The sequence below is a fragment of the Paraburkholderia sp. MM6662-R1 genome, assembly GCF_050436245.1.
GTDB lineage: Bacteria > Pseudomonadota > Gammaproteobacteria > Burkholderiales > Burkholderiaceae > Paraburkholderia > Paraburkholderia tuberum.
Genome location: NZ_JBNDLV010000001.1, coordinates 1,815,259 through 1,833,294 on the forward strand (window position 1 = coordinate 1,815,259; position 18,036 = coordinate 1,833,294).

Genomic DNA, 18,036 nt, shown 5'->3' on the forward strand with positions numbered 1-18,036 from the left:
GCGCAAAGGAACGAACGGCCTCGCGGCAGGCACGCCGCTCGAGGCCGTTCGTCCGATCATTCACCGAACCGCGCGATCGCGCAAGTTTTTTGGCCAAGGTAGCCAGCCGTCATGCGCGAGCGTTACCCGCGTTCACCACATCACCCTACTCTTTCATTCGCGAAGTCGCCTAACATCGAGAAACAGCTTCTTCGGAGCCCGATATGCGCACGATCCTGTTCAGCAGTCGTCAATACGACGTCGATACATTCACCGAGGCCAATGCCGCGCATGGCTATGAACTGCATTTCCAGGAATCCCCTCTCGACAGCGAGACCGCGATCCTCGCGCATGGCTACGACGTGGTCTGCCCGTTCGTCAACGACAGCGTCGACGCCGCCACGCTCGAACGGCTTCATGCGGGCGGCACGCGCATGATCGCGCTGCGCTCGGCGGGCTTCAATCACGTCGACCTCGCGGCGGCCGAGCGGCTCGGCATGCCGGTCGCACGCGTGCCGGCCTACTCGCCGTACGCGGTCGCCGAACATGCGGTGGGACTGATTCTCGCGCTGAACCGGCGCCTGCCGCGCGCGGTCGCGCGCACGCGCGAAGGCGACTTCTCGCTGCATGGGCTGCTCGGCTTCGACCTGCATGGCAAGACGGTCGGCGTGATCGGCGCGGGCATCATCGGCCGGGTGTTCGCGCGCATCATGGCGGGCTTCGGCATGCAGGTGCTCGCCTACGATCCGGAGCCGCCGGCCGACGAACTGCTCGCGCTCGGCGCGCGCTACGTGCCGCTCGATACCTTGCTCGCCGAATCGGACGTCGTCAGTCTGCATTGCCCGCTGTTGCCCGACACCTATCACCTGATCGACCGCGCCGCGCTGGCGAAGATGAAGCGCGGCGCGATGCTGATCAACACCGGGCGCGGCGGGCTCGTCGAGGCGAACGCACTGATCGGCGCGTTGAAGGACGGCCAGCTCGGCCATCTCGGGCTCGACGTGTACGAGGAAGAAGGCGGCATCTTCTTCGAGGATCATTCGAATCTGCCGCTACAGGACGACGTGCTCGCGCGTCTGTTGATGTTTCCGAACGTGATCGTCACCGCGCACCAGGCGTTCTTCACGCGCGAGGCGATGACCGAGATCGCGCAGACCACGCTCGCGAACATCGCGGCGTGGCAGGCGGGCACGCCGCGCAACGTCGTGCAGGCGGGGTAGCCGTGATAACCGTGGCGTACGCGAATTGCCGCGGACCGCGAAAGTTAGACGTCGCTGTCGCTGCCCGACTGGGTCGCGCGAATCGCGGTGCGGGCATCATCGGCCGCGCCGCACAGCTCACGCAGCAATCCCGCCTCGCGCTCGTGCACTTCGACCGGACACCAGCGCGCGCCCGCCTCGGCCAGATAGCGCGCGCGATGCTGGCCGTTGCGAAACGCCACCACCCCCTCGCGCTCGATGCCGACCCAGCCGAGCAATCCCGGCGCGCGACGCGTGGAGATCGTCACGTAGGGCATCTGCGGAATCCGCGGGCTGTCGGGATCGAGAAACTCGCGAATGCCGCGGACCTTGCCCGCGTGCCATTCGGCGACCGGCTTCAGCACGTAATCGGTGTTGTCGCGATTCGCGCACACGAGCAGCTTGCGCAGATCGACGAGCACGACCTGGTGACGTGTGCCGTCAGCGACGAAGACGCGCTTCAGACGCACATGGTCGTACCACACATGCTCGTGCAACGGCACGATCCAGACAGCTTCGGCGCAGCCCGGGGCGGGGGCCGGCGATGAATTGGGCAAAGGCAGGGACAAAGGCAGGCTCGGCAAGCTGGCGGCAGAACGCCAGAGCATTAATAGAGCGCTAACGCTACGAGCCGGACGTGACGGAAACATGACAGCCTACCGGATTAATTACGCTGCATGAGCGCATGGCCACACTGCCTGATCGACAGGCAAACAGGGAGCTTCAGATACCCTTCAGGTATACATAACGATGATAGCCTTCCAATATTTTAATAACCATGTGCGAATCGAGTCGAATGACGGCAACGGCGTCGCTACGATCGTGCTGGAGAGGCCCGCGCGGCGCAATGCGGTCGATCGGCAGGTGGCCGAGGCGTTGAGCGCTGCGTTCAGCCGCTTCGAGGCCGAGCCGGCGTGGCACGCGGCCGTGCTGTTCGGCGCGGGCGGCACATTTTGCGCGGGCGCGGACCTCGGCGCGCTCGCCGACGCGACGCGCCGCAATGAGCTGCACGCGGACGGCAGCGGCCCGGGGCCGATGGGACCGACACGCACATCCTTCAGCAAGCCGGTGATCGCCGCGATCGCCGGCTATGCGGTGGCGGGTGGGCTCGAGCTTGCCGCGATGTGCGACCTGCGCGTCGTCGAGGAAGATGCGGTGCTCGGCGTGTTCTGCCGGCGTGTCGGCATTCCGCTGATCGACGGCGGCACGATCCGGCTGCCGCGACTGATCGGTCTGTCGCGTGCACTCGATCTGATCCTGACCGGCCGCGCGGTCGATGCGCGCGAGGCGCTTTCGTTCGGGCTCGCCAACCGCGTGGTGCCGAAGGGCGAAGCGCGCGCGGCTGCCGAGCAACTGGCCGCGGAGCTCGCCGCGTTTCCGCAGGCGGCGCTGCTCGCCGATCGTCGCTCCGCGCTCGAGAACAGCACGCTGGACGATCTCGCCGAGGCATTGCGGCGCGAAGGCGCGGGCGGCTACCCGGCGGTCTTGGCCGAGGGCGTGGCGGGCGCGGCGCGCTTTGCGTCCGGCGCGGGCCGTCATGGCGACACGTTCGACGCGGATCGCGGATAAGTCGGCGCCGCGCGATCGGTGACAGGTTTGCAATCGCCGGTCGCGACACCCCCCGCGCGCACGAGACCTGGGTTGCCCGAAACGAACAGGAGGAAATGCGATGGCGACGATCTACCGGGAAATCGCCGTGGCAACCACCGCGGCCGATGCATGGGCCGCGCTGCGCGATCCCGCCGGGGTCGCCCGCGTATTCGCGGGCGCGCTGATCGCGGCGCGCATGGAAGGCGACCTGCGCTGGGTCACCTTCGCCGACGGCACCGTGGTCGAGGAACGCGTGATCGCCGTCGACGATGCCCACATGCGGCTCGCCTACTCGGTGGGCGGCGGGCGCTTCGAGCATCATCATGCGACGCTGCAGGTCGTGGCCGACACGTCCGCACATTGCCGCGTGATCTGGATCGCCGACTTCAAGCCCGACGATCGCAGCAACGTGGTCGAAGCGCTGACGGATGCGGGCTGCGCGGCACTCGGGCGCAACCTCGCGCGGCGCTGAACGCCCCTGGCGGCTCGGGCTCCCGCCGCCGCGTTCCACAAAAAACAACAGCTTTCCGGACAGCCGGCAAGCCAGATTTGACTTAGGTAGAATCCCCTACTGTTTTTCCCTGGCCGGCGACAGCGTTTCCGCCTTCGGAATCGCCCGCCCGGCGCCCGTTGTTCGCGCCGCTTCACGCGTCACACCCCATCATCGCCATGCCATTGCCTCTGCTTGCCCTTGCCGTTGCCGCGTTTGGAATCGGTACCACCGAGTTCGTCATCATGGGCCTGTTGCCCGATGTCGCGCGCGATCTGTCCGTGTCGATTCCGGCGGCTGGCATGCTGGTGTCCGCGTATGCGCTCGGCGTCACGATCGGCGCGCCGATCGTCGCGATCGCGGTCGCCAACATGCCGCGCAAAAAGGCCCTGATGAGCCTGATCGGCGTGTTCATCGTCGGCAATCTGCTGTGCGCGATCGCGCCGGGCTACGCGGTGCTGATGGCCGCGCGCATCGTCACCGCGTTCTGCCACGGCGCGTTTTTCGGCATCGGCTCGGTGGTCGCGGCCGGGCTCGTCGCGCCGAATCGCCGCGCGCAGGCAATCGCGCTGATGTTCACCGGCCTCACGCTCGCCAACGTGCTCGGCGTGCCGCTCGGCACCGCGCTCGGCCAGGCGGTCGGCTGGCGCGCTACTTTCTGGGCCGTGACCGGCATCGGCGTGCTGGCGGCGGCCGCGCTCGCGGTGTGCCTGCCCGCGAAGATCGAGATGCACAAGGCGAGCCTCGTGCGCGAATTCAGCGTGCTGAAGAACCCGCAGGTGCTGATGGTGCTCGGTATCAGCGTGTTCGCGTCGGCGAGCCTGTTTTCGACCTTCACCTACATCACGCCGATTCTCGAAGACGTGACCGGCTTCACGCCGCACGCGGTCACCCTGGTGCTGCTCTTGTTCGGCCTCGGCCTGACGGTCGGCAGCACGCTCGGCGGCAAGCTCGCGGACTGGCGGCTGATGCCCTCGCTGGTCGCGTTCCTGATGGCGATCGTCGTGATCCTGTGCGTGTTCGCGGGCACGATGCACGCGCGCACTCCGGCGATGCTGACCGTGTTCGTGTGGGGGGTGCTCGCATTCGCGATCGTGCCGCCGCTGCAGATGCTGATCGTCGATCGGGCGAGCCACGCGCCGAATCTGGCGTCGACGCTGAATCAGGGGGCGTTCAACCTCGGCAACGCGACCGGCGCATGGCTCGGCGGCATGGCGATCGGCGCCGGCGCGCCGCTGACGACGCTGCCGTGGGTCGGCGTCGCGACCGCGCTCGGCGCGCTGTTGTTGACGTTGTGGTCGGTGTCGATCGAGCGGCGGGTGGCCGTGGCGGGGTGAGCTTGCCGGGCACTTTGACGATGCGCGAAATGGGGTATTCCATTCCGGCGCGCGACAGCCGCTGTTCCGTGCCGATGCACCAGTGTTCGATGTCCGCCAGCAACGACGAGCGGCCCTGAGGGTAAGGCCTCGTTCGACAGCATTTCAGCCAGCGAGTGGAAACGATCTGCAACAGATCTTGAGCCGGGCGCCGAGGCCAATACCCGCTTCCACTCACGCTTTTCCGCGAACACAGCTTTCGCGACGTGCAGTGACGGGCGCGGCGTGCGGACCATCGTGCTAGGTTGTCGGCTCACCAATTCTCAACGCACGCGAGTTCGACGGCGACGCACAAACGCGTCCGACGGTGACAGCAAATCGTGACCGCTGTCATCGATTTCGAGCCAGGCAGTTTATCCACACATGTCCACGCCGTTTCCTTACACAGTCTCCGAATCGTCGTTTGCCTGGAATGGTAAAAGACCGACAGTCAGGGCTCTCTTCGACGCCCGCCCACCCACCGTTCCACGTGATGCAAAGGCCATTTTCGACGAAGATCTCGGCTGCATCATTGGATACAAGAAGGAAGTAGCCGGCGTATTCCGTATCTATACATTGGACGGCGGGGAATCCTTGAGCGAAAAGCCGCTGGAAGCCCCGCTGATCGATCCGCTCGATGTGCTGTTTCTCGTCGGAGGCATCTGGACGGCTGGCACTCGAGGCATCACGCGAGCAGGGATAAGAGGAGTAGGCTCCGCGATCGACCGGACCACGCTGTTTCGTTTACGTACGCGATACCATGCGCTGATGCAGCGGCCTTTGCGTTTTGCCGCCGCACCGCTCGCGCATATGGGAAATCCCGGACGCTATGTACCCGTTCACATCCTTCGCCTTACCCTGAAATATGGCAAACGTGCCGCCGACCCCGCAGGGCACACTGGCGTGTTTCAATACACCTATCCAATCACGCGCAATGGCACAGCATATATGCTCGAAGTCGTCGTGCGGGAGAGCGACTACACCGTTCTGCACTTTGCCTATAAACCTCTTCCATGAAGCATCCCACCGTCTACACGACTGCCCCTGCCACCGGCGTTTCCGCCACGGTGCGGTGGGATGAAGAAAGCTCCACGCTGTTCTGCGAGGTCAACTATTCACCTTTGCCTTCGCCGCGGGAACCGCAAAGCAGTCTCAGCGACTTGCTGGACGTGCGCTTCGGCATCGGCACGCCTTCCTATGTCCTGACGGCGGGCACGTTGTCGATGCTTCTCGATCAGCATCGCCGGTTGACCCGGTTGGACTTTTACACGAATCCCGAGCGGTGGACGGTGCGCATGTCTGAACCACTCACAGACCCGACCGACAGAACTCCGCACATCGAGACAGAATTCGACGAGCACGGACATGCGGACGACATGGAACCACCGGTGATCGTTTACGAGCCTCGTGACGGCACCCTTTACCTGTCGTGGGGCCCCGTGTCTCACTGGTACGGTATCGCGCCAGCGCTCGCGATCGGCGTCGCTGACGACAAGCGCCTCACGCAGATTCGTCTGCACGGTCTGACGATACCGCCGCGGAGCAGCAAATCCGCGCCTATCGAGTAAGGATCGCACACGAGATCGAGCAAATCTCGCGGCAAAGATACGCGCGACCCACACGCGTAGTAGCATCCCCGCCGATGAAAGTCATCTTCACCTGCGATTTCCTCGCGCTGATCCTGAGCGTCGCTGTCGTCGGACTCGGCAGCGGCGCCGCCCTTCCCCTCACCGCTCTGGCGCTCGCTCAAGCCGGTTACGGCACCGACGCGGTCGGTCTGTTGAACCGCCGCGCAGGCGGGCGGCGGTCTCGCCGTGGTGCCGCTCGCCGGCCGGATCGCGGCGCGCTTCGGTGGCCGCCAGGTGATCGTCGGCGCGGTGCTGGTGGTTGCTTGCGCGACCGCATTGATGCAGCTCACCGCGAACCTGCGGCTATGGGCGCTGCTGCGCGTGCTGTGCGGCGCGGCGCTGATGCTGCTGTTCACGATCGGCGAAGCGTGGGTCAACCAGCTCGCCGACGATGCGTCGCGCGGCCGCGTGATCGCGATCTACGCGACCAACTTCACGCTGTTCCAGATGTCGGGCCCGGTGCTGGTGAGCCAAATCGCGGGCTTCACGCAGGGACGGTTCGTGCTGTGGGGCGCGATATTCCTGCTTGCGTCGCCGCTGCTCGCGACGATCCGTGCCACACCGCACGCATCGAGCGACGAACACGCCGGGCACGGCGACTGGCGCCGCGTACTGCCGCGCATGCCCGCGCTCGTGATCGGCACCGGCTTCTTCGCGCTGTTCGACCCGATCGCGCTATCGCTGCTGCCGCTGTTCGCGATGTCGCATGGCATGTCGAGCGAAGTGGCCGTGCTGTTCGCGTCGGCGCTGCTGCTCGGCGATACGACGATGCAGTTTCCGATCGGCTGGCTCGCCGACCGGCTCGGCCGCGAACGCATGCATATCGGCTGCGGCATCGTGGTCGTCGCGTTGTTGCCGCTGCTGCCGTGGGCAGTCGGCTCGCCGTGGCTGCGCTGGCCGCTGCTGTATGTGCTCGGCGCGGCCGCGGGCGCGATCTACACGCTGTCGCTGGTGGCCTGCTGCGAGCGCTTTCGCGGTGTCGCGCTGGTGTCGGCGAGTTCGCTGGTCGGCGCGTCGTGGAGCGCGGCGAGCTTCGGCGGTCCGCTCGTCGCCGGCGCGTTGATGAAAACGGTCGGCCACGAAGCGGTGGTCGGCGTGCTGTTGTGCGCGGCGCTCGCGTTTCTGGCGGCGGCGTGGTGGGAGCGTCGGCGGATTGCGCTGCGGGCGCCGAGTTGACGAATAGACGCTAATTGCTGGCTTTTACGATCTATACGCAGGGTGCTAATCTCAACCCACGTTGCGCGGACACTCGACGAACGGCCCATATTTCGTGGCGCCGCCGCAAGCAACGGGGAGTCCGCCATGGTCTCGATGCGCCTGTTGCTCCGTGCCAGCCTGTTGGGCACGGCGATCGCGGTAGCCGCGATCGTCGCGGCGAACTGTGGAGGCGGCGGAGGCGGAAACAGCAGTGGCCCGACGGGCGCGAGCGTCGGCGCCGGCGGTAGCGGCGCGTCCGGCGCATCGGCCCCGGCCGCAGCGAGCAGCGGCAGCACCACCAGCGGTGGCACCACGAGCGGCGGCACCACCACCGGTAGCACCGGCGGCTCGGGCACCTCGATGGGCGGCACATCGGCGGCAGTTGTGCGCGACGTGCTCACCTATCACGACGACATCGCGCGCACCGGCCAGAACCTCGGCGAAACCACACTGACGCCCGCCAACGTGGCGGCTTCGACGTTCGGCAAGGTCGGCTTCTTTAGCGTCGACGGCAAGGTCGACGCGCAGCCGCTATTCGTCGCTGCGCTGGCGATCGCGGGCGGCACGCACAACGTGCTGTACGTCGCGACCGAGAACGACAGTGTGTACGCATTCGATGCCGACACCGGCGCGACCCTGTGGCAGGTGCGCACACTCGGCACCGGCGAAACCCCGAGCGACGACCTCGGCTGCAGCCAGATCGTGAACACCATCGGCATCACCTCGACACCGGTGATCGACCGTTCGCGCGGCACGCACGGCACGATCTACGTCGTCGCGATGTCGAAGGACGCGGCCGGCGGCTACCATCATCGCATTCACGCGCTCGACCTCGCGACCGGCGCCGAACTGCTGAACGGTCCCACCGAAGTCGCCGCCTCTTACCCGGGCAGCGGCGCGGGTAATACGAACGGCGTCGTGCCGTTCACCGCGTCGTTGTACGCGGAGCGCGCGGGGCTGCTATTGCTCGGCAACACGGTCTACACGACGTGGACCTCGCACTGCGACGACGGCGGCTATACGGGCTGGATCATGGGCTACGGCGCCGACACCTTGCAGCAGACCACCGTGCTCAACCTGACGCCTAACGGCATCGGCGGCGCGATCTGGATGAGCGGCGCGGGACCGGCGTCGGACGGCTCGTCGATCTATCTGCTCGATGCCAACGGCACGTTCGACACGACGATGACGTCGAGCGGCTTCCCCGCCAGCAAGGATTTCGGCAATACGTTCCTGAAGCTCGGCACGGCGGGAGGCCTGTCGGTGGCGGACTACTTCGCGATGACGAACGTCGTGCAGGAGTCCCACGACGACATCGACCTCGGCTCCGGCGGCGCACTGGTGCTGCCGGACCTGACCGACGCGAACGGCACCGTACAGCATCTGACGCTCGGCGCGGGCAAGGACAGCACCATCTACGTGCTGAATCGCGACTCGATGGGCAAGTTCAACCCGGCGGCCGACAACATCTATCAGGAGATTCCCGCGCAGCTGGCCGGCGGCGAGTTCGGCATGCCCGCCTATTTCAACGGGCGCGTGTATTTCGGCTCGGTCGGCGATCATCTGAAGGCGTTCACCGTGACCAACGCGAAGCTGTCGATCACACCGACCGCGCAAAGCGCGATGACGTTCGCCTATCCCGGGACGACGCCGAGCATCTCGGCGAACGGCACCACGAACGGCATCGTGTGGGCCGCCGAAAACGGCACCGTCGCGGCCTTGCATGCGTTCGACCCGATCACGCTCAACGAGCTGTACAACAGCAACCAGATGGGCACGCGCGATCAGTTCGGCACGGGCAACAAGTTCATCACACCATTGATCGCAAACGGCAAGGTGTATGTCGGCACGACGAATGGGGTGGCCGTATTCGGGTTGCTGGGTGGGTGAAGCGGCCGACGCGCCGATTCATTTCGACCCGGTACGCCCAAGGTCTCGCACCAACGACGAGGGCGGGCATTGCGCGCCGGCCCTCGCTCATCGTGACTGCCGCGCGCTCACCCTCGCGCCGGCAGAATCTGTCCGGCACACGCGCCGAACCCCACGCGATACCCGTCGCCCTGGCACCAGCCGACGAGCGTCAACTCATCGCCGTCCTCGATGAACGTGCGCGTGCCGCCCTCCTTCAACGCCAGCGGCTTCTTGCCGTTCCACGTCAGCTCCAGCAGGCTGCCGTACGAATCCTCGGTCGGCCCGCTGATCGTCCCCGAGCCCATCAGGTCGCCCACCCGCGTATTGCAGCCCGCCACCGTGTGATGCGCGAGCTGCTGCGCCATCGTCCAGTACATATATTTGAAGTTGGTCCGCGCGATCGTGCTCGCTTGCCGCGCGGGTTGCGCACGCAATGTCACTTCGAGGTGAATGTCGAACGCATGCTTTCCTCGATGCCTCAGATAGGCGAGCGGCTCCGGCTCCTGCACCGGCTGCGCGACGCGGAAGGGTTCGAGCGCATCGAGCGTGACGACCCACGGTGAGATCGTCGTCGCGAAGGTCTTCGCATTGAATGGGCCGAGCGGCACGTATTCCCATTGCTGGATGTCGCGCGCGCTCCAGTCGTTCAGCAGCACCATGCCGAAAATGTGCGCCTCCGCGTCCTCGCACGCGATCGGCTCGCCCAGCGCATTGCCGCCGCCGATGATGAAACCCGTCTCCAGTTCGATATCGAGCTTGCGGCTCGCGCCGAACACCGGACGCTCCTGGTCGGGCAACTTCAGCTGACCATTGGGACGACGCACCGGCGTCCCGCTCACGACCACCGACGACGCCCGTCCGTTGTAGCCGATCGGCATCTCCGACCAGTTCGGCAGCAGCGCATTCTTCGGATCGCGGAACATCGCGCCGACATTGGTCGCGTGTTCCTTCGATGAATAGAAATCCGTGTAGCCCGGAATCTGCACCGGCAGATGCAGACGCGCATCAGCCGCGCGCACGAGCACCTTCGCGCGCAACGCGGCATCGTCGCGCAGCGTCGCGGTGTCGCGCGCGAGCAGTTGGCTCAGTTGGATACGCACGCTGCGCCACACGTCGCGGCCAAGCGCGATGAAATCGTTCAGCGCATCGCGCGCGAACACGTTGTGCGCCGGCACGTTCAGCAGACCCGCGGCCTGCAACGCGGCGAGATCGACTATCTGATCGCCGATCGCGACGCCCACGCGACGCGCGTCGTTGCCACGGTCGCTGAAAATGCCGAACGGCAGGTTCTGGATCGGGAAGTCGCCAGCCGGGTCGTTGGCCGACTCGATCCAGCTCTTGCGCGACGCATCGAGCGTCGCCTGGAGATCGTTCACCGCGTTCATCGTTGCTCCGGATTGAAGTGTTTCTTGAGGCCTTGCCAGCACTCGTAGTAATGCGCCTGCAGTTGCGCGGTTTCGAGCGCGAAGCGCGTCGGCTTGATCAGCGTGCGGGTCTCGAACATGAAGGCCATCGTGTCGTCGACCTTCTTCGGCACCGAGGTATCGAGATGCGACGCCTTCTCGAACGTGTCCGCGTCCGGGCCGTGGCCCGTCATGCAGTTGTGCAGGCTCGCGCCGCCGGGCACAAAGCCCTCGGCCTTCGCGTCGTATATGCCATGCACGAGGCCCATGAACTCGCTCGCGACGTTGCGATGGAACCAGGGCGGCCGGAACGTATCTTCGGCGGCGAGCCAGCGCGGCGGGAAGATCACGAAGTCGATCGTATCGACGCCCGGCGTGTCGCTTTGCGATTGCAGCACGAGGAAGATCGACGGATCCGGATGGTCGAAGCTGATCGAGCCGATCGTGTTGAAGCGGCGCAGGTCGTATTTGTATGGCGCATAGTTGCCGTGCCATGCGACCACGTCGAGCGGCGAATGGCCGATGTCCGCGCGCCACAGCTTGCCGTTCATCTTCGCGACGAGTTCGAACGCGCCTTCGCGGTCTTCGTACGCGGCGTGCGGCGTCAGGAAATCGCGCGGATTCGCGAGACCGTTGGAGCCGATCGGCCCCAGTTCCGGCAGACGCAGCAGCGCACCGAAGTTCTCGCAGATGTAGCCGCGCGCGCTGCCGTCCGGCAGGCTGACCGCGAAGCGCACGCCGCGCGGAATCACCGCGATCTCGAACGGCTCGACATCGACGCGGCCCATTTCGGTCGCGATATGCAGGCGCCCCTGTTGCGGCACGATCAGCAGTTCGCCGTCGGCGCTGTAGAAGAAGCGATCGTGCATCGAGCGGTTCGCCGCGTACAGATGGATCGCGCAACCGCTCATCGCTTCGGCCGAGCCGTTGCCCGCCATCGTGACCCAGCCGTCGATGAAATCGGTCGGTTCGCTGGGCATCGGCAGGGGGTCCCAGCGCAGCTGGTTCGGCGGCGTCGGCGGCACCTCGGCGAAGTTCGCGATGAGCCGCTCCGACGGCATCGACGTGAACGGCTTGTGCATGGCCGCCGGACGAATCCGGTACAGCCACGAGCGACGGTTGTGACCGCGTGGCGCCGTAAACGCCGTGCCCGAAATCTGTTCGGCATACAAACCATAGGCCGCGCGTTGCGGCGAATTGCGGCCGGTCGGCAGCGCGCCCGGCAATGCCTCGGTCGCGAATTCATTCGCGAAACCCGACTGATAGCCGGGCTCGATTTCAGGACGCAGGCGTTCGTCGGCCGGCGTACGTGTTGAGGTATCCATACAAGGTTCTCCGCGAGTTGCTCGATTCTTTCCCGGTTGATAGGTGATCTTTGCAGTCAGGCTCAGGCCGGCTCCGCTTCGGACGCGCGGCTGGGTTGCCGCGTCGCACCGGCGAGCACGACCACCAGCAGCGCCGAGCACAGCACCGGCAGCGCCGCCGCATGAAACAGCGCGGCATTCGACCGGTTCAACGCGATCAGCATTGGGTCGTCCCCTCTGGCTGGCTAAAATTGTATTTTACGAATAGTAAAACGAATTACGAATAGTGAAACTAACGTATACCCTTGGAAATACGCCCGCGAACCTCGTCATTCCGCGCTCAGCCCCGGCCGATAAGCGTGAGGCCAATAACGATATGAGCATTTTGTTAATCTGCGCAGGGCGCGTACTGCTACCATCAATGAATGCGGCCATCGCGTCGCGCTGCCACGCGCCCGGTGCGCGTTCATCGTCGCCTTTCATTTGCCTTCATGATTTCGCCGACCATCCCCGATCTGATCGCCCGCGCCGCTCATCACCCGTTTCTCGGCGAGCATCTGGCAATGGGACAAGGCGGGCGCGCCGGCATCGCGCTCGCGCATTTCGATGGCATCGAGCTCACGAGTGCCTACGAGCCGATCTTCGACATCAGCGTGCACGGGCTTGCGCAGTCGCTGTCATGCGGCGCGGAAGGGGTCGACCGCTTCGGTGATGAACTCGGCTTTCAGGCGGTCACGCACCGGCTCGACGCGCCGCCATTCGAGGTGTTCGATCCGTTCGACAACATCGCCGACGATCAGCAGCTGGTCGCGCTAGACCGCATGTCGCGCGCGCTGCACGCAATCAACTTCTTCGGCCCGCAGCGGCATGGGTTGCTGTTTCTGCGGGTGCACGAGAGGCTGTTGAAGAGCGTGAAGTACGACCACGGCCGGCACTTTTCGAGCGTGCTGACCTCGTTCAATTTGAGTCCGACGCGCATCGTGATCGAGTTGCCGGCGGCGGCGGTCGCACACAAGACGTTCCTGGGCTATCTGACGCGCAGCTATCAGCACTACGGGTTCAAGGTGGCGGGCAATCTGTCGAACGCGGGGCAGATCCTGTCGGTATCCGAAACCGCGCGGCTCGACTTCATCAAGATGGATGCGGCGGCCGCATTGCGCGACGCGACCGTGAAGCCGCTCGTCGGCTACGCGGGCCGGCTGCGGGTGCCGCTGATTTTCAATCGCGTGATGGATGAGGCGCAATTCTCCGCGCTACAGCAGTACGACGTGCGGTTCGTGCAAGGGCCATTATTCAACGCGCATTATCACGACCGGGCGGCGTGACACGGTGTGGGCCCGGTTAGCCGGGGCGCCCCGGCATTACCTCAGCCCGGCTCCCCCAGCCGCGCCGCGAGCGCCTTCAGGCGCGGCGCGACATTCTCGCGAAACACTTCCTCCCCCATCGACGACGCCGGCCCGCTGCAGCTGAGCACGAGCCAGCGGTTTTCGCGCGGCTCGCGAAACGGCACCGCGACTGCGTTCACGTCGTCATGCCACGCACGAAACGAGTAGCAGCATCGCTCGGTCGCGAACGCGGCGATCTCCTGTTCGGCTTCGGCGACGAGCATCGCCCCCACTCTGCCAGCCGCTTTTTTCAGTTCCGCGAGTAACGCGGTACGCGCGTCGGGCGGCTGCACGGCGAGATAGGCGCGGCCCATCGAGCTCGTCAGCATCGACAGTTTCGAGCCGGATGCCAGGCCGAGCGTCAATGCGGTTTCGCTGCGAATCGTCTCCAGATACACCATGTCGAGCCCGTCCCGGCACCCGAGCGAGACCGCCGCGCCGACCTCGCGCGCCAGGCTGCGCAGGTGCGGGCGTGCCAGTTCGAGCATGTCGGTGCCCGACAGCAGCGCGAAACCGAGCGACAGCACGCCCGCGTCGAGCGCATATTTGCCGTGTCTTTCGTCCAGCCGCAGATAGCCAAGCACGGTCAACGTGTAGGCGAGCCGGTTCACGGTTGCCTTCGGCAGACCCGTGCGTTCGACGAAATCTCGATTGCCGAGCATCGTCTCGCCTGGCCGGAACGCGCGCAACAGGTCCAGCCCGCGAGCAAGGGCGACGACGAATTTGCGTTCGTCGAGCGAAGCGGAGAAAGTGGATGGCGGCGTCATAGGGTGATACACTCGGGCGTCATTTGCAAAACATTGTTTCGCAAAGCGGAACTCTAGTCAAGCGGGTTCTGAGCGAGAAATCAGGAGATACGTCATGGCCGTAGCCGCGCAGTTTCACTGGGAAGACCCGTTGCTGCTGGATCAGCAGCTCACCGAAGACGAACGTATGGTGCGCGATGCCGCTGCGGCTTACTCGCAGGACAAGCTGCTGCCGCGCGTGCTGGAGGCGTTCCGCCACGAAAAGACCGATATCGGGATCTTTCGCGAAATGGGCGAGCTTGGCCTGCTCGGTCCGACGATTCCCGAACAGTACGGCGGCCCCGGTCTGAACTATGTCGCGTACGGGCTGATCGCGCGTGAAGTGGAACGCGTCGACTCCGGCTATCGCTCGATGATGTCGGTGCAGTCATCACTGGTGATGGTGCCGATCTACGAATTCGGCTCGGACGCGCAGAAGGAAAAATATCTGCCGAAGCTCGCGCGCGGCGAGTGGATCGGCTGCTTCGGCCTGACCGAGCCGAACCACGGCTCCGATCCAGGCGGCATGGTCACGCGCGCGAAGAAGGTCGATGGCGGCTACTCGTTGTCGGGCTCGAAGATGTGGATCACCAATTCGCCGATCGCGGACGTGTTCGTCGTATGGGCGAAGCTCGAGGAAGACGGCCAGGACAACATCCGCGGCTTCATTCTCGAGAAGGGCTGGAAGGGTCTGTCGGCACCGGCGATCCACGGCAAGGTGGGTCTGCGCGCGTCGATCACCGGCGAAATCGTGCTCGACGAAGCGTTCGTGCCGGAAGAGAACATCATGCCGGGTGTCAGCGGCCTGCGCGGTCCGTTCACCTGTCTGAACTCGGCGCGCTACGGCATCGCCTGGGGCGCGCTCGGCGCGGCTGAAGCGTGCTGGCACATCGCGCGTCAGTACGTGCTCGATCGCAAGCAATTTGGCCGGCCGCTCGCCGCGAACCAGCTGATCCAGAAGAAGCTCGCCGACATGCAGACCGAGATCACGCTCGGGCTGCAAGGCGTACTGCGCCTCGGCCGCATGAAGGACGAAGGCACGGCCGCGGTCGAAATCACCTCGATCATGAAGCGCAATTCGTGCGGCAAAGCGCTCGACATCGCCCGCCTCGCGCGCGACATGCTCGGCGGCAACGGCATTTCGGACGAGTTCGGCGTCGCGCGTCATCTGGTGAACCTCGAGGTCGTCAACACCTACGAAGGCACCCACGACGTCCACGCACTGATCCTCGGCCGTGCGCAGACCGGTATTCAGGCGTTCTTCTGATTCCGATGCTGGTGTATCGATAATGCAAAAAAGCCGGTTCCTTCGAACCGGCTTTTTGGTTCATGCCGCGCCGCTTACCGGTTCGGCTGGGGCGTCAGGCGCAGGTACGGACGCAACGCCTTGTAGCCCTTCGGGAATTTCTGCTTGATGACTTCCTCGTCCTTCAGCGACGGCACGATCACGACGTCATCGCCCTGCTTCCAGTTGCCCGGCGTCGCGACCGAGTGACTGTCGGTCAGTTGCAGCGAATCGATCACGCGCAGCACTTCGTCGAAGTTGCGGCCGGTGCTCGCCGGGTACGTGATGATCAGACGCACCTTCCGGTTCGGATCGATGACGAACAGCGAGCGCACCGTGAACGTTTCGTTCGCGTTCGGGTGAATCATGTCGTACAGCCCGGAGACCTTGCGATCGCCGTCCGCGAGAATCGGAAAACCGACGTTGGCGGCCTGCGTCTCGTTGATGTCCTTGATCCACTCCTTGTGCGACTCCGCGCTGTCGACCGACAACGCGATCGTCTTCACGTTGCGCTTTTCGAACTCGCCCGCGAGCTTCGCGGTCAGGCCCAGCTCGGTCGTGCAGACCGGCGTGAAGTCGGCCGGATGCGAGAACAGCACGCCCCAGCTATTGCCGAGCCACTCGTGAAACCTGATGCGGCCAATGCTCGACTCCTGTTCGAAATCCGGCGCAATGTCGCCAAGACGTAGACTCATAGTGCATCTCCTGTAGGTATTGGGAAGGTATCCGGATAAGGTCGCGGGCGTGTGCCCGCCGCAGCCAGTCACGATAAAGCATAAGGCCGCGGTGGTACATGGCGAACCAACATCGCGTCAGTACTTTATGTGTTTTTGTAATTTTCTCCCGTTTGACGGAAACTTTGCGGGACAGATCAACTCAATCCAGATACCGCCTTGGAGCAGAGTGCCCTCAAACGGGTGTCTTGACGCCACGCGCTGGCGGGAACGAATCGTGCAGCGGCGGCATGCAACCGGCACTATGCTCGCCAGCGACCGTTTCTTTGGTTACGATTTACGCGTAGCGTGAGACAAAGGGAGCTGTCAATGTCGGAAGTCAACAAGGAGAGATTGATGTCGGATATCAAAACCGTCCTCGCGGACGCTGAAGACCTGCTGAAACAGGCCGCGAGCGCTACCGGCGAACGCGCGTCGGAACTGCGCGAAACCGCGCTGACGCGCCTGAAGCAGGCGAAAGAAAAGGCAGCCGACGTTCAGGTCGTGGTCGTCGAAAAAGGCAAGAAGGCCGCCCGCGCCACCGACGACTACGTGCACGAGCATCCGTGGGCGTCGATCGGCATCGCCGCGGGCATCGGCGTGGTGGTCGGTCTGCTGATCAATCGCAAGTAAAGGCCGGTGAGGCCGCCGGAGCAGGCATGTCCGGCGCACCGGCGACACGGGCGGACCGGCGCGAGCCTCGCCGGTCCCCTTCTGCTGGCGCGCACGCGCCGGCCAGGCCCTCACGCGCAACGCCCACAGCCATGACGACCGAAACACACTCGCAGCGCGCAGAACGCAGCCCGTTGCGCCGTATTCTCAGTTCCGTGTTTGCGATCCTGCAGACGCGGCTCGAACTGGTGGGCATCGAACTCGCCGAGGAAAAAGACCGCCTGCTCGGCGTGCTGTTTCTCGGTCTTGCCGCGACGATGCTCGCCACGATGGCCTTGATCGCGTTGACCGCACTCGTCGCCATTGCCTTCTGGGACACCTACCGATGGCAGGCGCTTGCCGGCATCACCGCGGTCTACGCGATTGCCGGGCTCGCCTGTGCGCTGAAGGCGCGCAGCGGTTTGCGCAACGCGCCGATGGTATTCGAAACGACCATCGCGGAGTTCGAAAAGGATCGCGAAGCGTTTCGCAGCCGCGACTGATGGGAAAGTTCGTCTGCATCCGATCCGTCGCCTCACCCTCACTGCCGCCGACACGCCATGAGCCCCTCCCGTCCTGATACCGCCTTTCGTAACAAGCGCCATCCGTCGAAGGATCTGAGCGCGCCGCATCTGCGGGCGCTGCGCAAGGAATTGCTGCTCGTGCGCGCGGACGTCGAGCGCGTCGAGCTTGCACGGGCCAGCTTCGAACTGCGCCAGGCCGTCACGCATTTCAGCTGGCTCAGGTTCGTGATCCCCGGCTTTGGCGGCGTGCGCGTCGGTAAAGGGCCAAAGGCGAGCGTGCTCAACGCGGGCACGATCGGCGCGTTGCTCAAGCAGTACCCCGTTCATCAGCTCGATCGCTTCGCTGTTGCTCGCCAAACCGCTGCGCGCGAGGGTCGTCGCGAGCGCGAAGCCCGCGCTGAAGTGGGGCAGCCTTGCGCTCGGCGCGTGGGAAGCGTTCCGGATCTGGCAACAGATGAAGAACGAGTCGGCGGCGGCGCGGGCGGCCGCGGCGGCTTCCGCTACGGCGCAGTCGCCGGCGGCGCAGGACGATTCGTTGCGAAGCGGCTATTGAGGTCGTGGCCGCTGCGAGTGGCAGCGATCTATCGGCCCTCCCGCT

17 protein-coding genes and 2 pseudogenes are annotated in these 18,036 nt (G+C 65.0%); 13 read left to right on the forward strand and 6 right to left on the reverse strand.

The features are described 5' to 3' along the window. The first annotated feature begins 203 nt into the window (after positions 1 to 203). Entirely contained in the window at positions 204 to 1,199 is a 996-nt protein-coding gene (locus OKW39_RS08570) for a 2-hydroxyacid dehydrogenase (RefSeq protein ID WP_090803206.1), read from the forward strand. A gap of 44 nt (positions 1,200 to 1,243) precedes the next feature. Here the strand turns inward: OKW39_RS08570 and OKW39_RS08575 are convergent, their stop codons facing one another. After that, on the reverse strand, positions 1,244 to 1,825 hold the full coding sequence (locus tag OKW39_RS08575) for a plasmid fertility inhibition factor family protein (protein WP_429562434.1): 582 nt from the start codon (positions 1,823 to 1,825) through the stop codon (positions 1,244 to 1,246). A 142-nt stretch (positions 1,826 to 1,967) separates the two neighbouring features. Here OKW39_RS08575 and OKW39_RS08580 point away from each other — a divergent pair, with 142 nt between their 5' ends. From OKW39_RS08580 to OKW39_RS08610, 7 genes and pseudogenes are all read left to right on the forward strand, one after another. Further along, a complete protein-coding gene (locus OKW39_RS08580) occupies positions 1,968 to 2,786 on the forward strand; it encodes a crotonase/enoyl-CoA hydratase family protein (protein WP_429362298.1) in 819 nt (272 codons plus the stop codon). Between the two features lie 100 nt (positions 2,787 to 2,886). Beyond that, entirely contained in the window at positions 2,887 to 3,279 is a 393-nt protein-coding gene (locus OKW39_RS08585; protein WP_429562435.1) for an SRPBCC family protein, read from the forward strand. Between the two features lie 197 nt (positions 3,280 to 3,476). Beyond that, entirely contained in the window at positions 3,477 to 4,634 is a 1,158-nt protein-coding gene (locus tag OKW39_RS08590; RefSeq protein WP_090805596.1) for an MFS transporter, read from the forward strand. A gap of 402 nt (positions 4,635 to 5,036) precedes the next feature. After that, a complete protein-coding gene (locus tag OKW39_RS08595) occupies positions 5,037 to 5,669 on the forward strand; it encodes a hypothetical protein (RefSeq protein ID WP_090803200.1) in 633 nt (210 codons plus the stop codon). Beyond that, a complete protein-coding gene (locus OKW39_RS08600) occupies positions 5,666 to 6,220 on the forward strand; it encodes a hypothetical protein (protein ID WP_090803198.1) in 555 nt (184 codons plus the stop codon). Before OKW39_RS08595 ends, OKW39_RS08600 begins: the two co-directional genes overlap by 4 nt. A 74-nt stretch (positions 6,221 to 6,294) precedes the next feature. Further along, positions 6,295 to 7,456, forward strand: a pseudogene (locus OKW39_RS08605) (MFS transporter). A gap of 126 nt (positions 7,457 to 7,582) precedes the next feature. Beyond that, a complete protein-coding gene (locus tag OKW39_RS08610) occupies positions 7,583 to 9,367 on the forward strand; it encodes a PQQ-binding-like beta-propeller repeat protein (RefSeq protein ID WP_429562436.1) in 1,785 nt (594 codons plus the stop codon). Between the two features lie 107 nt (positions 9,368 to 9,474). On the opposite strand, the gene fahA is transcribed toward OKW39_RS08610, so the two are convergent. From fahA to OKW39_RS08625, 3 genes are all read right to left on the reverse strand, one after another. Then, positions 9,475 to 10,773: a fumarylacetoacetase gene (fahA, locus tag OKW39_RS08615; protein ID WP_090803195.1), complete on the reverse strand. Its 1,299-nt coding sequence runs from the start codon at positions 10,771 to 10,773 to the stop codon at positions 9,475 to 9,477. Continuing rightward, entirely contained in the window at positions 10,770 to 12,116 is a 1,347-nt protein-coding gene (hmgA, locus tag OKW39_RS08620; protein ID WP_090803194.1) for a homogentisate 1,2-dioxygenase, read from the reverse strand. The genes fahA and hmgA overlap by 4 nt, the downstream gene beginning before the upstream one ends. Positions 12,117 to 12,178: 62 nt before the next feature. Beyond that, positions 12,179 to 12,319, reverse strand: coding sequence for a hypothetical protein (locus tag OKW39_RS08625; RefSeq protein WP_167368588.1), 141 nt, complete (start codon positions 12,317 to 12,319; stop codon positions 12,179 to 12,181). A gap of 267 nt (positions 12,320 to 12,586) precedes the next feature. Between OKW39_RS08625 and OKW39_RS08630 the strand changes: the two genes are divergently transcribed. Continuing rightward, positions 12,587 to 13,420, forward strand: a complete 834-nt coding sequence (locus OKW39_RS08630; protein WP_090803193.1) for an EAL domain-containing protein — start codon at positions 12,587 to 12,589, stop codon at positions 13,418 to 13,420. A gap of 41 nt (positions 13,421 to 13,461) precedes the next feature. On the opposite strand, the gene OKW39_RS08635 is transcribed toward OKW39_RS08630, so the two are convergent. Further along, positions 13,462 to 14,247, reverse strand: a complete 786-nt coding sequence (locus tag OKW39_RS08635; RefSeq protein WP_184062238.1) for an IclR family transcriptional regulator — start codon at positions 14,245 to 14,247, stop codon at positions 13,462 to 13,464. Between the two features lie 94 nt (positions 14,248 to 14,341). On the opposite strand from OKW39_RS08635, the gene OKW39_RS08640 reads away from it, so the two are divergent. Beyond that, positions 14,342 to 15,532, forward strand: a complete 1,191-nt coding sequence (locus OKW39_RS08640; RefSeq protein WP_429335797.1) for an acyl-CoA dehydrogenase — start codon at positions 14,342 to 14,344, stop codon at positions 15,530 to 15,532. A 74-nt stretch (positions 15,533 to 15,606) separates the two neighbouring features. On the opposite strand, the gene OKW39_RS08645 is transcribed toward OKW39_RS08640, so the two are convergent. Further along, a complete protein-coding gene (locus OKW39_RS08645; protein WP_184055435.1) occupies positions 15,607 to 16,245 on the reverse strand; it encodes a peroxiredoxin in 639 nt (212 codons plus the stop codon). 348 nt (positions 16,246 to 16,593) lie between these two features. On the opposite strand from OKW39_RS08645, the gene OKW39_RS08650 reads away from it, so the two are divergent. From OKW39_RS08650 to OKW39_RS08660, 3 genes and pseudogenes are all read left to right on the forward strand, one after another. Then, on the forward strand, positions 16,594 to 16,896 hold the full coding sequence (locus OKW39_RS08650; protein WP_026225611.1) for a DUF883 family protein: 303 nt from the start codon (positions 16,594 to 16,596) through the stop codon (positions 16,894 to 16,896). A 131-nt stretch (positions 16,897 to 17,027) separates the two neighbouring features. Next, positions 17,028 to 17,417, forward strand: a complete 390-nt coding sequence (locus OKW39_RS08655) for a phage holin family protein (protein WP_090803186.1) — start codon at positions 17,028 to 17,030, stop codon at positions 17,415 to 17,417. A gap of 57 nt (positions 17,418 to 17,474) precedes the next feature. Then, positions 17,475 to 17,991: pseudogene (locus OKW39_RS08660) on the forward strand (DUF3318 domain-containing protein). Positions 17,992 to 18,036 lie beyond the last annotated feature (45 nt).

Excerpts from the sequence above, each read along its gene's own strand:
- OKW39_RS08630 (WP_090803193.1), top strand. The coding sequence starts at position 12,587 with ATGATTTCGCCGACCATCCCCGATCTGATCGCCCGCGCCGCTCATCAC.
- OKW39_RS08635 (WP_184062238.1), bottom strand. The coding sequence starts at position 14,247 with ATGACGCCGCCATCCACTTTCTCCGCTTCGCTCGACGAACGCAAATTC.
- OKW39_RS08610 (WP_429562436.1), top strand. The coding sequence starts at position 7,583 with ATGGTCTCGATGCGCCTGTTGCTCCGTGCCAGCCTGTTGGGCACGGCG.
- OKW39_RS08595 (WP_090803200.1), top strand. The coding sequence starts at position 5,037 with ATGTCCACGCCGTTTCCTTACACAGTCTCCGAATCGTCGTTTGCCTGG.
- OKW39_RS08655 (WP_090803186.1), top strand. The coding sequence starts at position 17,028 with ATGACGACCGAAACACACTCGCAGCGCGCAGAACGCAGCCCGTTGCGC.
- OKW39_RS08640 (WP_429335797.1), top strand. The coding sequence starts at position 14,342 with ATGGCCGTAGCCGCGCAGTTTCACTGGGAAGACCCGTTGCTGCTGGAT.
- OKW39_RS08570 (WP_090803206.1), top strand. The coding sequence starts at position 204 with ATGCGCACGATCCTGTTCAGCAGTCGTCAATACGACGTCGATACATTC.
- OKW39_RS08645 (WP_184055435.1), bottom strand. The coding sequence starts at position 16,245 with ATGAGTCTACGTCTTGGCGACATTGCGCCGGATTTCGAACAGGAGTCG.
- OKW39_RS08580 (WP_429362298.1), top strand. The coding sequence starts at position 1,968 with ATGATAGCCTTCCAATATTTTAATAACCATGTGCGAATCGAGTCGAAT.
- OKW39_RS08600 (WP_090803198.1), top strand. The coding sequence starts at position 5,666 with ATGAAGCATCCCACCGTCTACACGACTGCCCCTGCCACCGGCGTTTCC.
- OKW39_RS08575 (WP_429562434.1), bottom strand. The coding sequence starts at position 1,825 with ATGCTCTGGCGTTCTGCCGCCAGCTTGCCGAGCCTGCCTTTGTCCCTG.
- OKW39_RS08590 (WP_090805596.1), top strand. The coding sequence starts at position 3,477 with ATGCCATTGCCTCTGCTTGCCCTTGCCGTTGCCGCGTTTGGAATCGGT.
- OKW39_RS08650 (WP_026225611.1), top strand. The coding sequence starts at position 16,594 with ATGTCGGAAGTCAACAAGGAGAGATTGATGTCGGATATCAAAACCGTC.
- OKW39_RS08585 (WP_429562435.1), top strand. The coding sequence starts at position 2,887 with ATGGCGACGATCTACCGGGAAATCGCCGTGGCAACCACCGCGGCCGAT.
- hmgA (WP_090803194.1), bottom strand. The coding sequence starts at position 12,116 with ATGGATACCTCAACACGTACGCCGGCCGACGAACGCCTGCGTCCTGAA.
- OKW39_RS08625 (WP_167368588.1), bottom strand. The coding sequence starts at position 12,319 with ATGCTGATCGCGTTGAACCGGTCGAATGCCGCGCTGTTTCATGCGGCG.
- fahA (WP_090803195.1), bottom strand. The coding sequence starts at position 10,773 with ATGAACGCGGTGAACGATCTCCAGGCGACGCTCGATGCGTCGCGCAAG.